Source organism: Rhodococcus sp. IEGM 1370 (genome assembly GCF_033142325.1).
In the GTDB taxonomy this organism is placed as follows: Bacteria; Actinomycetota; Actinomycetes; order Mycobacteriales; family Mycobacteriaceae; genus Rhodococcoides.
This window is the reverse complement of the sequence record NZ_JAWLRY010000038.1, coordinates 1-13,243: the sequence shown is the minus strand read 5'-3', so window position 1 is coordinate 13,243 and position 13,243 is coordinate 1. Positions and strand designations below refer to the sequence as shown.

Annotated in this window: 14 protein-coding genes and 1 pseudogene; 11 read left to right on the top strand and 4 right to left on the bottom strand. The window is 61.3% G+C overall.

Features of this window, described 5'->3' with window-relative positions; all coding sequences use genetic code 11:
• Window positions 1-46: 46 nt before the first annotated feature.
• From R4P47_RS24610 to pcaC, 4 genes are read right to left on the bottom strand one after another with little or no spacing between them, the layout of a single operon-like run.
• Window positions 47-823, bottom strand: coding sequence for an iron-containing alcohol dehydrogenase (locus R4P47_RS24610; RefSeq protein WP_317786034.1), 777 nt, complete (start codon window positions 821-823; stop codon window positions 47-49).
• Window positions 824-880: 57 nt separating this feature from the next.
• On the bottom strand, window positions 881-1,579 hold the full coding sequence (locus tag R4P47_RS24605; RefSeq protein ID WP_317786033.1) for a GntR family transcriptional regulator: 699 nt from the start codon (window positions 1,577-1,579) through the stop codon (window positions 881-883).
• A 27-nt stretch (window positions 1,580-1,606) separates the two neighbouring features.
• Window positions 1,607-2,530 (bottom strand): NAD(P)-dependent oxidoreductase, encoded by a 924-nt coding sequence (locus R4P47_RS24600; RefSeq protein ID WP_317786032.1) that lies wholly within the window; start codon window positions 2,528-2,530, stop codon window positions 1,607-1,609.
• On the bottom strand, window positions 2,523-2,921 hold the full coding sequence (gene pcaC, locus R4P47_RS24595; protein WP_317786031.1) for a 4-carboxymuconolactone decarboxylase: 399 nt from the start codon (window positions 2,919-2,921) through the stop codon (window positions 2,523-2,525). Before pcaC ends, R4P47_RS24600 begins: the two co-directional genes overlap by 8 nt.
• A 346-nt stretch (window positions 2,922-3,267) precedes the next feature.
• On the opposite strand from pcaC, the gene R4P47_RS24590 reads away from it, so the two are divergent.
• The 11 genes and pseudogenes from R4P47_RS24590 to R4P47_RS24545 all read left to right on the top strand — a co-directional run.
• Complete coding sequence (locus R4P47_RS24590; RefSeq protein WP_317786030.1) at window positions 3,268-4,479, top strand: FAD-dependent oxidoreductase; 1,212 nt, start codon at window positions 3,268-3,270, stop codon at window positions 4,477-4,479.
• Window positions 4,476-5,321, top strand: a complete 846-nt coding sequence (locus tag R4P47_RS24585; protein ID WP_317786029.1) for an SDR family NAD(P)-dependent oxidoreductase — start codon at window positions 4,476-4,478, stop codon at window positions 5,319-5,321. Before R4P47_RS24590 ends, R4P47_RS24585 begins: the two co-directional genes overlap by 4 nt.
• A 58-nt stretch (window positions 5,322-5,379) precedes the next feature.
• Window positions 5,380-6,579: a cytochrome P450 gene (locus R4P47_RS24580; protein WP_317786028.1), complete on the top strand. Its 1,200-nt coding sequence runs from the start codon at window positions 5,380-5,382 to the stop codon at window positions 6,577-6,579.
• Complete coding sequence (locus tag R4P47_RS24575) at window positions 6,576-7,604, top strand: alpha/beta fold hydrolase (RefSeq protein ID WP_317786027.1); 1,029 nt, start codon at window positions 6,576-6,578, stop codon at window positions 7,602-7,604. Before R4P47_RS24580 ends, R4P47_RS24575 begins: the two co-directional genes overlap by 4 nt.
• On the top strand, window positions 7,601-8,386 hold the full coding sequence (locus tag R4P47_RS24570) for an N-acyl homoserine lactonase family protein (protein ID WP_317786026.1): 786 nt from the start codon (window positions 7,601-7,603) through the stop codon (window positions 8,384-8,386). The genes R4P47_RS24575 and R4P47_RS24570 overlap by 4 nt, the downstream gene beginning before the upstream one ends.
• Before the next feature lie 385 nt (window positions 8,387-8,771).
• Window positions 8,772-9,446, top strand: coding sequence for an alpha/beta hydrolase (locus tag R4P47_RS24565; RefSeq protein WP_317786025.1), 675 nt, complete (start codon window positions 8,772-8,774; stop codon window positions 9,444-9,446).
• Window positions 9,447-9,485: 39 nt separating this feature from the next.
• Window positions 9,486-10,439 (top strand): VOC family protein, encoded by a 954-nt coding sequence (locus tag R4P47_RS24560; protein WP_317786024.1) that lies wholly within the window; start codon window positions 9,486-9,488, stop codon window positions 10,437-10,439.
• A gap of 119 nt (window positions 10,440-10,558) precedes the next feature.
• The gene (locus R4P47_RS24555) at window positions 10,559-11,524 is read left to right on the top strand and encodes a PDR/VanB family oxidoreductase (protein ID WP_317786023.1); all 966 of its coding nucleotides are present in this window, start codon (window positions 10,559-10,561) and stop codon (window positions 11,522-11,524) included.
• Between the two features lie 105 nt (window positions 11,525-11,629).
• Complete coding sequence (locus R4P47_RS25175; protein WP_411567390.1) at window positions 11,630-11,899, top strand: hypothetical protein; 270 nt, start codon at window positions 11,630-11,632, stop codon at window positions 11,897-11,899.
• Window positions 11,880-12,704, top strand: coding sequence for an NADP-dependent oxidoreductase (locus R4P47_RS24550; protein WP_317786035.1), 825 nt, complete (start codon window positions 11,880-11,882; stop codon window positions 12,702-12,704). Before R4P47_RS25175 ends, R4P47_RS24550 begins: the two co-directional genes overlap by 20 nt.
• A 69-nt stretch (window positions 12,705-12,773) precedes the next feature.
• Window positions 12,774-13,190 (top strand): annotated as a pseudogene (locus R4P47_RS24545) (alcohol dehydrogenase catalytic domain-containing protein); the annotation flags it as partial.
• Window positions 13,191-13,243 lie beyond the last annotated feature (53 nt).

Genomic DNA, 13,243 nt, shown 5'->3' with positions numbered 1-13,243 from the left:
CATCGAACTTCCTTGGTGCACCCATATCTGCATTCTCCTGGTGAGATCACAGTCTCCACCAGTCCCAGGACGGTTCACGTCCGCCGAGGACGTGGCAGATCTTGTGGTGCAGTCCCGAGCCTGCGCTGGCGAACGCCACGGCTGCCAGGTACGCACCGTACAAAGCAGTTTCCCGCCCATTCTCTGCTGCACCTTGCTGGGACGAGAGCATCGGGATGGCCTCGGCGAGAGCGCGGATCGCTTCTGTCGCCAGCGCTCCGTTGATTGGGTCTGCGCGGGGTGCCCACATGGAGTCGATGCAGTGCGCGAGAGCGTTGAATGCACTCGAGATCGCAAGGTGCGGCGGCAGTGACGCTGTCAGGGCGGCGTCGTAGATGACTGTCGCCGGGAGAACTCGATTGTCGACACCGGTCTGTTTGCGTTTGGACGTCGTTATGCCCCATACGTTGGTTGCTTCGGATCCGGCGTAGGTGGTCGGAACCGCAACGATGGGTAGATCGGAGGTCAACGCGACGGCCTTGGCCAGGCCGGTTGTAGAACCTCCCCCGATGCACACGAGGAGATCGGCTTCGATCTTCGTCGCGAGTGTCCGGGCATGTTCGACTTGAACGATCGGGACATGCGGGCGCACGTCGTCGAACAGCGCGGCGGCAGACGAACTGCCCAGGAGCGAATCGACCAGTGCGGAGTCGCGTCGGGATGCGATGATCATCGGCGCGCGTGCGTGGGCGGTGGCGACGGCCAGGTGTTGCGCCGCCATGTTCGTTCCGAACAACACTCGTTGTCCGAGTGTGTCGTGGTCGAAGACCAGAGTGGTGTTCATTGCAGGTCGTCCTTCCGGTGCGGTGATAGCGCACACGGAAGGACAGACCGTGCGCGACTAGGGCATTTCCGAGTCGAGCTTTGCCAGAGCGGTTTTCGCTGCGGTGCGAATGTGCGCTGCACACAGGGCTGCCGCCCGGTCGGCATCGTGCGCTTTGACTGCGAGCACGATGGCCCGCAATTCCTCCACAGCGTGGGCCGATCGGCCGGATGTTGCCAGGGAGGTCGCGCGCAGGACGCGCACTCGTGCTTGGATGCCTTCGATCAACTGTCGAAGGGTATTGCTCGCTGCTCCCTCGATGAGTACGACGTAGAACTGATCCTTGGCAGAGAGGATGTCGCGAATCTCCGTGCTGCCGCCGACCACTTCGGCGAAGTGCTCGACAGCAGCGTCGAGGCGCATGATCTGTGAGGGTGTGGCTCGCTCGACGAATCGAGTGACGATCAACGACTCCAACGAAGCTCGCACCTCGTAGAGATCGATTGCCTCGGCTACCGTCGGTGCGCTGACCATTGCCCCCTTCTGTGGGACGACGGTGACAAGGCCCTCCGAGGCCAGTTCTCGAATGGCTTCTCGGACGGTGGTCCGAGAGACGTTCAATTGCTCGATGAGTTCTCGCTCGACCAATCGTTGTCCGGGAGTGAGGCGCAAATCGAGAATTGCTTCGCGCAGAGCAACAATGACCTGTTCACGTACCGGTGCTGCAACGCGACCCACCGGGCTCGTCGCCCAGACGTTGGCAGTTCTACTTGTCATGACCAGAGTATAGAATTTGTCTGGCTGTCATACATTTCGATCCGATCTCTGGGTTTCGAGCCACCGGGCTATCTCGGTGTGGTCGGCACCGGCGGGGAGCTCCTCGGCTGCCTTGGCCCAGAATTGAACGGACTCGCGTCCGAGATCGGACGGAGTTCCGAGTTTGTCCGCGAGGTCGGTTGCGATTCGCATGTCCTTGAGCATCAGTCCCAGCGCGAAACCCGAGTCGAAGGTTTCGGGAAGAATGAAGTTCGGCCACTTGTTCTCTGTCGAGCCGCTCCGACCACTGGAGCCGTTGATGACGGACAACATCACCGCGGGATCGAGTCCGAAGCGTCTACCGGCGAGCATCGCTTCGCTCGTGACCATCAGATGCGTGGCCGACAGCAGATTGTTGAGAGCCTTGAGAGCATGGCCGGATCCGACTTCACCGACATGGGTCGGTGTGCCCATGGCGGTGAGAACCGACTCGACACGGCTCACGGCGGCACGGGACCCGCCCACCATGATGACGAGTTTTCCTGCGATGGCCCCGTTGACTCCGCCCGAAACCGGAGCGTCCACCAGGTCGATGGCCCGTTCGGTCCGCAACTTTTCCGCGAGGACTCGCGTGCGAAGCGGTTCGGATGAACTCATGTCCACCAGAACTGCTCGAGGCTTGAGCGCTGCCGCCAATCCGTCCTCGACCACTGCTTCGACGACCTTCGAGCTGGGGAGCATGAGGATGACGACGTCGGCGTCGGCTGCGGCGGCCGGAGCGGACTGTGCTGGGGTACCTCCGGATTCGACGAATCGGGCCAGCGCGTCGTCGGAGAGATCGAACCCGACGACCTGATGTCCGGAGGCGAGAAGTCTACGAGCCATCGGTGTACCCATGTTTCCCAGACCTATCAACGCGACCACCTGCGAGTTCCCGCCCTGGTCGACCGAGCCCACCTCGCGATCAGGCATGTGCCCGCAGTTCGTTGAGGGTCGACTCCGCGATGCGGAACGACTCGAGCGCAGCTGGAACGCCGATGTAGATGGCGGCCTGAAGGAGCACCTCCTGGATCTCTTCCTCGGTGCATCCGTTGGTGATCGCTCCTCTGACGTGCACCGACAACTCATGCGAACGGTTCAGGGCGGTCAGCATGGCGATGTTGAGCAGGCTGCGAGTCTTTTTCTCCAGGCCCTCACGGGTCCACACTGCTCCCCAGCAGTACTCGGTCACCAATTCCTGGATCGGCCTCGAAAATTCGGTCACCTTGCTGAGCGACCTCTCGACGTGTGCGGCACCGAGAACGCTCTTGCGCATGGCGATACCGTCTTCGTAAGTCTCTTTGCGGGTGCGGCTGGAAGTCATAGCGAACCTTTCGTCGTGTTCTTGAGATTGTAATACGAAAAGTACAACCCGCGGCTCATTGTGCCGGGAATTGGACCGTGAACCGCAGCGCGTCAGGCCTCTGAGTCGATAAATACAAGCGGACGAAATAACCGAATCAGGGTATTTCGGCGTAATTCAAGCCCTCTACCAGGGCGAATCTGTACCGAACTGCGCCGTGTGTGACTTGCTCCAAGGGTGGGTGTTGCCGGTGATTGCCATCACAAGGTACCGTCGGCAGACCGAGCATCGATTGTCGGACGAAATACTTGCAAGACTCAGGGGCCTCGGACAGGCCGCGAGGGCGCACTACAGGACGGACTGACGAATGAATCAACAGACGGTACTGATTGTCGGTGCCGGGCCCGTAGGCGTTCTCAACGCACTGGGGCTGGCTCGCGCGGGGATCGCTGTCACAGTGCTCGAACGCGGCGCCGGTGTCGTACGGTCTCCCCGCGCCATGGTGTACCACTGGTCTGTCTTGGACGGGCTCGAACGTCTCGGCCTGTTCGAACAGGCCATCGAAAGAGGATTCGTCAAACAGAGCTACACCTACCAGGTCTACAAGACCGGGGAACAGGTCACCTTCGGGCTCGACGCACTGGAGGGATCGGTCAAGCACCCCTACAACCTGCACCTCGGACAGAACGAACTCGTCGAGATTGCGCTCGCGGAGCTCACCCGTTATCCCCACGCGCAGGTTCTGTGGAACACCGAGGTCGACAGTTTCGTCCAGGACGACGCTGGGGTTCGAGTTCACACCAGGTCCAACGGTTGGTCGCTCGACCTGACCGCTCACTGGTTGATCGGCGCAGACGGTGCACGAAGCACGGTTCGAGAGCAAATCGGTGCGACGTTCGACGGAACCACCTGGCCCGAACGATTCGTGGCCACCAACATTCGGGTCGATCTCGAGTCCAACGGTTGGCCGTTGACCACGATGTTGATCGACGACCGCTACGGGGCAATCATCTCGAAGATCGACACGACCAACCTGTGGCGATTCACCTACTGTGAGGACGAATCGTTGCCGGTGGACACCGTGACCGAACGCATGCCCGAATACTTCGATGCAGTGTTTCCCGGTATCGACGGAATCGAGCTCGTCGACTACTCGCCGTACCGGATGCATCAACGCGCCGCCTCCGCATTCCGTGACGGGCGCGTTCTGCTGGCGGGCGACGCCGCGCACGCTACCAATCCCACCGGCGGACTCGGACTCACATCAGGACTGTTCGACACATACGTTCTCTACGAAGCACTCGCAGCAGTCATCAATGGGCACGCCAGCGAGTCCGTTCTGGACGAGTACGCATTGCAGAGACGAAATGTGTTCGTAGACAAAGTTTCTCCAGCAGCGAGCCGTAACAAAATGCTGGTCTACCATTCTTCCGACCAAGAGAAAGTGGAAGAGGCGATGGCCGGTCTCCGATCGTTGACCACCGACCACGACGCCCTCGTCGACCGCCTGATGTTCCCGAAGACCCTCGAAACGCCGTCCCTGCTCTCTTCGACAATCGCAGCAGGAGGGACAGCATGAACAGTCTCGAAGGGCGTGTGGCGGTGGTGACCGGCGCAGCTAGTGGTATCGGCTTCGCACTGGCCGAACGGTTCGTCGCAGACGGAATGAAAGTAGTTCTGGCCGATGTCGAAACCGCTGCTCTCGACAGGTCGGTGGCCGGCCTGCGAGCGAACGGCGCGGACGTAATCGGCGTCCGGACCGACGTTCGCGATCTCGACGCGGTGACTGCGCTGGCCGAGGAAACGATATCCGCCTTCGGAGCAGTACATCTGGTGTGCAACAACGCGGGGGTGGAAACGGGCGGTTCTTTCCTCGAGATACCGGCACGCGCGTGGGAGTGGGTGATGGACGTCAATTTCTATGGCGTGCTCAACGGCTGTCGCGTATTTCTTCCCCTGCTCGAAGCTCAAGACGAGGGACATATCGTCAACACCGCCTCGGTCGCGGCGTTCGCAACCGGTACAGCCACGATGACCCCCTACTGCGTGTCCAAATCCGCGATACTCGGTCTGACAGAATGCCTGGCAATCGAACTCGACACCGCCGGTAGCCACGTGGGTGTGTCGATTCTTGCGCCTGGGCCTGTCAAAACCAAGATGCCCGAATCCGAGCGAAACCTGCCCCAGGGCGTCACCGCTGCTCTCGAACCCCACCGGGTGGCCCTGATGGAGCAACTCAAGGCCAAAGCCGCAGCGGACGGACTCGAACCCGCCGCCGTGGCCGACATGGTCATCGACGCGGTTCGTAACCGGCAATTTCACATCCTCCCGCATCCGGACATGGCATTGGCCGGTGTCAGACGCAGGCTGCAGTGGATGGAGACCGGGGTACTCCCCGCTGCTCGCCGAGCCGGCACCTGACCACTTTGTATCCAGTTCACCGCAGTGAGCGATTCCCTCCCCGACACAAGGAAACCCGATGACCAGTACCGTCACGCGCGCGCCCAGTTCGGATTTCGACCCGTTCTCGACCGAAGTCCTGAGCGACCTGCATTTCCACGACGGCATCCTGCGTGAGGTTGCCCCCGTCGTCGACATCGAGAAGTACGGCTTCTACGCAGTCACGCGCCACGTCGACATCCAGAAAGCTCTCAGAGACTGGAGAACGTTCTCCTCCACCGACAGGCCTTTCTACCAGCCCAATCCGTTTCGGCCCGTCGCCCCTCTGATGCAGGATCCACCCGATCACACTCAGACCAAAGCGGTGATGCTGCGTATCTTCTCCAGGGAGAACATGGCGAAGATGGCCGCCTATTTCACCGAGACCGCGGAGAACACCGTCGACGCGCTGCTCGCGCGGGGACCGGTGAGTCTCGACGCCTACTATGACGTCGCCGCGCAATACGTCCTCAAAGTATTTCCCGACGTCCTCGGACTCCCTACCGAAGGTAGAGAGCTTCTGTTGAACTTCGGTGACGCGGTGTTCAATGCCTTCGGCCCCCAGAACGAGCATCACTTCGAGAAGATGCGCAACGGCGCGCCGGCTCTCGAATGGGTCGAAACCAACATGAAGCGAGAACTGCAAGCCGAGGGCGGCATCGGCTGGCAGCTGTACACGGCGGCCGACGAAGGTGTGATCAGCGAAGCCGAGGCCGAGCAGCTGCTCAAGGCGGTGCTGGGGGCCGGGTTCGATACGACGATCTTCGGTATCTCAGGTGCACTGCGGGCGTTCGCCGACAATCCCGATCAATGGCAGCTACTGCGCTCTCGGCCCGAATTGGTCGAGGCTGCGTTCGAGGAAGCACTTCGCCTGTATCCGCCATCTCGTTTCGGCGGGCGTGTCGCCACCAAGGACACACAGCTCGCCGGAATCGAGATTCCCTCAGGCACGAAATTGCTCATGATGTGGCTCGGCGCAGGACGCGATCCACGCAAGTGGCCCGACCCGGATACATTCCGCATAGATCGCGACAACCCCGGTGGCCATCTTTCGTTCGGATTCGGGATCCATACCTGCGCTGGGCAAGCCGTCGCGCGCCTGGAGGCCAAGAGTCTACTGACAGCCCTGCTCAACCGCGTCGAACGTATCGAGCTCGACGGGGAACCTCGCCGAGCTCTGAACTTTCAAGCCTTCGGGCACGATCGGATCCCGGTCCGACTCGTACCCGCCTCGCGATGAACACCGCACAGTCGCCGACGAACGCGACGACATCACTTCCCTCGCAGCAGCTCTCGGCGACTCGTGGAGGAGAGTACTGGATCTCGACCGGCCCCCCCGAGGCCCGATGCCACTCGTTCGTCCAATGGGATGCCCCCGAGACCGACACCGGCAAACTTCCGGTGATCCTCGTACACGGAGGTGGAGGCCAATCCACCGACTGGACGGTCACCCCGGACGGCCGCCCTGGATGGGCACCGCTGCTCATCGACCGGGGCTTCGAAGTGCACCTTCCCGACCGGCCCGCACACGGCCGGTCGCCATACGACGAAGAGGTCCACGGCACCCGAATACCTGCTGCGACAGCAGAAGTCATCGGCGATTTGTTCGCCCCATCCGAACCCGACCCGCGCACAGCACTGCATACGAAATGGCCGTGGACGCGCACCGCCGGTGGCATGGAGTTCGATGCACTGCTCGCCTCGACACAACCCGTATTCGGCGACGCAGCCACTGGGCAACGCCTCGACGCGGACATGCTGACCGCGCTCATCGACCGAACCGGACCATCCATCATCATCACCCACTCGGCCGGCGCACCTGCCGGATGGCTTGCCGCGGACCGGCGTCCAAACCTCGTGAAAGCACTTGTCGCCGTCGAACCGCTGGGCCCACCTCGGCGCGACCTCGGCCGACGCGGGGGTCTCGACTTCGGATTGACCTCCGTTGCACCCTCTTTCGAACCTCCGGTGAGCTCGCCGATCGATCCGTCGAATCCGGCCAGGTTGCCCGGCCTGTCCCAGGTCCCCGTCGCCGTTGTCAGTACCGACGCATCCGGGCGGCGCGACTGGGACGACGCCAGCGTCCGTTTTCTACGGCGCACCGGCGTCGAGGTCGACCACATCTTTCTCCCGGATCATCACCTGTCCGGTTACGGGCACGGCGTGATCTTCGAACTGCACAACGAGCGCGTCCTCGACGTCGTGCAGACCTGGTTCGAAGCTGCTGGTAACAGCCGTACCAACGACGAAGGGAACACGGTATGAACACCCCTACTGCGCTGCGCTTACGGGCACTCGCCGCGCCGACCATGGAACTCGATGCAGGTGACCTCGTGGTGGGTGCCGAAGGCACAATCACTTTCCCCTTGCCTGCGTTCTTGATCGAGCACGACCGGGGCTTGATTCTCTTCGACACCAGCTTTTCCCCACTCCTCAACGATGACCCGCACGCTTACTTCGGCGATCTGGCAGACACACTGAACATCGTCACCAGCCCGGAGCAACGGATCGATCGACAGCTCGCCACACTGGGATTTCGCACCGACGATGTCACCCACGTCGTGCTCTCTCACACACACTGCGATCACGCCGGCGGTCTGTATCTGTTTCCGGACGCGAAATTCTTCGTCGGGCCCGGTGAATTCGACTGGTTCTCCAATCCCGGTCCACTGCAACAACATCTGATGCGCGCCGACGATCTTGCGCCGACGACCGACTACGACTGGACCACGATCGAGCAACCCGAGCACGACATACTGGGCGACGGTTCCATCCGGGTTTTGCATACCCCTGGCCACACACCCGGCGAACTGTCCTGTGTGGTCAACCTGCCCTCCCAGTCAATCGTTCTCACCGGTGACACGGTTCATCTACGCGAGGGCCTCGACAGTGAGGCACCGGACCCTCACGACTGGGATCCCGAGATCGGCAAACGCAGCATCCAGACGCTCAAACGGTACCGAGACGAACACGGTGCCAAAATCTGGGTCGGGCACGATCCCCAAGACTGGGACGCGTACGGCGGCGCCCTGAACGCGCAGGAGTGAGAGATGATTCTCATCGACTATCATTGTGTAGCATGCGATTACACGTTTGAATCGTTGGTGCCGAGTCCCCCGGCCGCGCAACAGGCATGCAGCAAGTGCGGGATGGAGTCGATCCGCCGGTACACGGCGGCCGGTCTCTCGGGCCGCGCTCGTAGGCCGGCCGCCGGAAGCACAGCCTGCGTGGACAATCCGGACGTACCCGGCCTGTGCCACGTCGGCACCGCAGCGAAACGTTCGCTCATCGCGCGCCACCGCGGCGACGACGACACGCTGGCCGCGGAGCAATCCCGCCAACAGTCCGCATACGAACGTAACGGACCTCCGAGAAGCGCTGCCGTACACAGCCACTCACACACGCCCGGCCACCGATAAGGACCGACCCTTGATGGGCAATACCAACATCACCGAACGCAATCCACACCTGCGTCGACCATTGCAGTTCCACGGAGCTGCCGACCTGGCATCTGCCCGACTAGTGGTGTACGCAATCCATGGACGCGGACAGCAACCCAGCTACATGGCGCAGGTCGCAGACCGTGTCGGCTTGGATGGGATCGCTTATGTACTACCTGCGGCCGCCGACGCCACCTGGTACCCGGCCCGTTTCACCGACTCCGTGGACGCAAACCAACCCTCACTCGGCAACGCCTTGGATGCGGTCTCGACCCATCTGCAATGGCTTATCGAACAGGGCGTCACGCCCGAACGGACTGTCGTGGTGGGCTTTTCGCAAGGCGCGTGCCTGCTCGCGGAGCACTTGCTCCGAACACAGATCCCCTATGCGGGTGCTGCAATACTCACCGGCGGTTACATCGGACCCGCAGAACACCAATGGCCCAGACGGATACCCGGGCTGATGGCCATGCCCACCTTGCTGACCACCGCAGCGCGCGACGAATGGGTGCCGCTTCCACGAGTGCATGCCACCGCTGAAGCGTTCACCGATCTAGCCGCCGATGCAGAACTTCACGTCTACAACGATCCCGAACACCACGTCAGCGACATCGTCGTCGAACATCTGCGCGCGTTGCTCGAACGCGCTGCGAGCAATGCCAGTTAGAGCCCGAACCGGGCAATCACTTTACAAGGAGAAGAGACCATGACATACGTAGAAGGTTCACACCACGTCACCTTGTCAGTCGGACACGCCCAAGAGGACGTCGATTTCCACGTCAAGACCCTGGGCCTGCGTTTCATCAAGCGCACCGTCCTGTTCGACGGCACCACACCGATCTACCACCTCTACTACTCCAACGCCAACGGCGATCCATCGTCTGTCGTCACCACATTCCCGTGGGCGCAGGCAGGAATGTTCGGCAAGCGTGGCACCAATCAGGCCCGTGAAGTGCTGCTTTCCGTCCCCAGCGGATCTCTCGAATATTGGTACAAGCGACTGACCGAACGAAAGGTCGAGGTCTCGAACCTCGACGTGTTCGACCGTCGTCGTCTCGCATTTCGCCACCCCTGCGGTATCGAATACCAGTTGGTGGAAAACGACAACGACGAGCGGGAAGGGTGGACCGAGGGCGGAGTGCCCCGCGAATACGCAATTCACGGGCTGCACGGGGTCGGTATCCACGTCACTACGCCAGAACGCATGATCGACTTCGCCAACGACACATTCTTTTCCCAGGGCCAGCTCACCGAGGAAGGGGATCGGGCCGTCTTCCAGGTCGGTAACGCCAAGTACGGCAACCACATCGAGCTGACGGCCAACGTGTCCGAAGATCAAGGGACCTGGCACTACGGTGCCGGAACCTACCATCACTTCGCTTGGAACCTCGACACGCTCGACAATCAGGATCAAGTGAAGTTCGGGATCGAAGGCGCAGGCTACACCGACATCTCGGAGCTCAAAGACCGCAAGTACTTCAAGAGCGTCTACGTGCGCACTCCCGGTGGATGCCTCTTCGAGCTGGCAGTAACGCACGCCGACGGCGGCTGGGACTGCGACGAATCGCCCCACGAACTCGGATCGCGGTTTCAACTGCCGCCACAGTTCGAGGTTCAGCGTACGGAGATCTTCGAGCAGCTAGAGCACATCGACATCTGAGTGAACAGGTGCTCGGGGCGGGTCGGCTATAGCTCGCGAGCCGTCGTCCCGTCCCGAGGCCCCACACGCCCACACGGCGATCCGAGCACGCCACGTTCGACCGATAAGGAAGCGACCCAATGAACGCGACTGCAAGCAACGAAACCGATCTGTCGTTGACGCTTGCCAACAAGACAGAAGCCGCCGACAACGTGGTCGTTCTCCGGCTCCGGGACCCCTCTGGACGGGCCCTTCCGACCTGGACGCCGGGGGCACACATCGATCTCGTGCTCGAGCCGACAATCGTCCGCCAATACTCCTTGTGCGGAGATCCCCAGGACAACAGCGAATGGCAGATAGCGATTCTGCGAGAACCATTGAGCCGAGGGGGATCACAGCTGATCCATGACAAACTCGACGAAGGAGACTGCGTCACCGTACGCGGACCTCGCAACCACTTCGAACTGCAACCATCCCCGAAATACCTCTTTATCGCCGGCGGCATCGGCATAACTCCCATTCTCACCATGGTCGACGCTGCGGAAAAACGGGGGGCGGAGTGGAAACTCGTCTACGGAGGCCGCAACCACAGTTCCATGGCATTTGCTCAACATTTGGCCGACCGGTTCGGAGAAAAAGTAGTCCTCCATCCACAGGACGTGGCAGGCATGATCGACCTGCCTGGCTTGCTCGCGGTACCGCGGTCCGACACCCTTGTCTACTGCTGTGGACCTGCACCGCTGCTCGAGGCAGTCACCGAACAATGCAGCAGATGGAAAACAGGGTCGCTGCACATCGAGCGATTCGTCGCCAGGGAAATGGATGAGCCGGTCATCTCCGGCGATTTCGAAGTAGAGCTGGCCAGGACAGGCAAGACGATCACCGTCACCCCCGAGCAAACCGTTCTGCAGGCCGTGACCGAGGCCGGCGTCCAGGTTCTATCGTCGTGCGAGGCCGGAACGTGCGGTACGTGCGAAACACCGGTTATCTCCGGCGACGTCGATCACCGCGATTCGTTGTTAACGGCGGAGGAGCAGGGCGCGAACGACACCATGATGATCTGCGTCTCGCGCGCCGCTTGCCCCAAACTCGTCCTCGATCTCTAGGCCATCGTCGACAGTGCCACTCGGGCAGGACAACTGGGCTGCACGGCGCACGTGCTGCACAGGCGATGCGCTTTGCCGCAGATTCATCAGCAACTGGAGCGAACCATGACTTATCCCCAACCGAACGTCGAAACACCCCCGACCGTTGATCGCAGTGCAGGCCGAGGCTTTCCCCATCACAGCGGCGGTTGGGTCATCGCGAAAGCATCAACAGGTGTCTACGATCCCGCTTGCCTTCGATGGGTTGAACGCCCGGTGCCTACCCCGCGGCCGGGACAGGTCACTGTCAGGACAACGCTGCTGTCCGTCGACCCCACCACGCGGAACTGGCTGAAACTCGACCCGAACTCGTTGCATTCCCCTTGCCGTGGGTGATGTAATGATCGGCGCGGCAACAGGAGTAGTCGTGGCGACCGCTGATCCGGCCTTCTCCATTGGTGATCACGTCGGCGGAATGTGGGGGTGGGAACAATACTCCACTGTCGACACAGCCCGGTTGGAAAAGCATGTCGCCAGCGATCGGATACCAGATTCGGCGTACCTTTCGATCTTCTCGCACATCGGGCGGGCAGCCGCGATCGGTCTGTACGAGATCGCGCAGATTAGTCCGAACGACACCGTTGTCGTCTCCGGTGCCGCCGGTGCAACCGGGTCGATCGCAATACAGATTGCCAAAGATCGAGGATGCCGAGTCGTCGCGCTAGCGGGTGGACCAGACAAGTGTCGGTACGTCACCGATGACCTCGGGGCTGATTGTGCGATCGACTACAAGAGCGACGACGTCGCTCTTCGTCTCGCCGAAGTATGCCCCCGCGGAATCGACGTCTATTTCGACAACGTCGGTGGCCTCATCCTCGATGCTGTACTGGACAACATGGCAATCGGATGCCGGATCGCACTGTGCGGTGCCATGTCCCAGTACAACATCGCGGAACCGGGTGATGCGTACGGGATAACCAATCTCCCGAATCTGCTGTTCAGGCGAGCAAGGATTCAAGGATATGTAGTACCTGATTTCGCGGACGACATGCCCCGCATCGACGCCCTCCTCTTCAGGTTGTATGCCGACGGCATCCTGTCGGCCCGAGAACACATCGTGGAGGGCTTGGCTGCAGCGCCTGCGGCAGTGCAGTTGCTGTTCTCCGGTAAGAACACGGGGAAGCTGTTGGTTCGGGTCTGACGGCTTCGAACCAGACGGATGATGCTTCCTTCCACGTCAACAATCATTGGACAAGAGGAGAATTCTGCTGTGCCGCAAACAGTGCGTGCTGTCGTCGCCAAGAGCAAAGGCGAGCCCGTCTCGATCGAGACGATCACCATTCCCGATCCCGGCCCGAACGATGTCGTGGTCACCATCGCCGCGTGCGGGGTGTGTCATACCGATCTGCATTACCGCGAGGGCGGCATCAACGACGAGTTCCCGTTCCTGCTCGGCCACGAAGCCGCAGGCACCGTCGAAGCGATCGGCGATGCGGTCACTCATGTCGAGGTCGGCGACTTCGTGGTGCTGAACTGGCGTGCGGTGTGCGGGGAATGCCGAACCTGCAAGAAGGGCACACCCTGGTACTGCTTCGACACCCACAATGCCTCGAAGAAGATGACCCTCGCCGACGGCACCGAACTCTCTCCGGCGTTGGGGATCGGGGGGAGTGTCAGATTAACGGTGGATCCGACCTTGGCGTCGGTTAGTTTCCGTTCGGGGTGATGCGTCCTTCGAAG

Coding starts and splice junctions, on each gene's coding strand:
- R4P47_RS24555 (WP_317786023.1), top strand. CDS start 10,559: ATGAACGCGACTGCAAGCAACGAAACCGATCTGTCGTTGACGCTTGCC.
- R4P47_RS24610 (WP_317786034.1), bottom strand. CDS start 823: ATGAACACCACTCTGGTCTTCGACCACGACACACTCGGACAACGAGTG.
- R4P47_RS24575 (WP_317786027.1), top strand. CDS start 6,576: ATGAACACCGCACAGTCGCCGACGAACGCGACGACATCACTTCCCTCG.
- R4P47_RS24605 (WP_317786033.1), bottom strand. CDS start 1,579: ATGACAAGTAGAACTGCCAACGTCTGGGCGACGAGCCCGGTGGGTCGC.
- R4P47_RS24585 (WP_317786029.1), top strand. CDS start 4,476: ATGAACAGTCTCGAAGGGCGTGTGGCGGTGGTGACCGGCGCAGCTAGT.
- R4P47_RS24560 (WP_317786024.1), top strand. CDS start 9,486: ATGACATACGTAGAAGGTTCACACCACGTCACCTTGTCAGTCGGACAC.
- R4P47_RS25175 (WP_411567390.1), top strand. CDS start 11,630: ATGACTTATCCCCAACCGAACGTCGAAACACCCCCGACCGTTGATCGC.
- R4P47_RS24570 (WP_317786026.1), top strand. CDS start 7,601: ATGAACACCCCTACTGCGCTGCGCTTACGGGCACTCGCCGCGCCGACC.
- R4P47_RS24580 (WP_317786028.1), top strand. CDS start 5,380: ATGACCAGTACCGTCACGCGCGCGCCCAGTTCGGATTTCGACCCGTTC.
- R4P47_RS24600 (WP_317786032.1), bottom strand. CDS start 2,530: ATGCCTGATCGCGAGGTGGGCTCGGTCGACCAGGGCGGGAACTCGCAG.
- pcaC (WP_317786031.1), bottom strand. CDS start 2,921: ATGACTTCCAGCCGCACCCGCAAAGAGACTTACGAAGACGGTATCGCC.
- R4P47_RS24590 (WP_317786030.1), top strand. CDS start 3,268: ATGAATCAACAGACGGTACTGATTGTCGGTGCCGGGCCCGTAGGCGTT.
- R4P47_RS24565 (WP_317786025.1), top strand. CDS start 8,772: ATGGGCAATACCAACATCACCGAACGCAATCCACACCTGCGTCGACCA.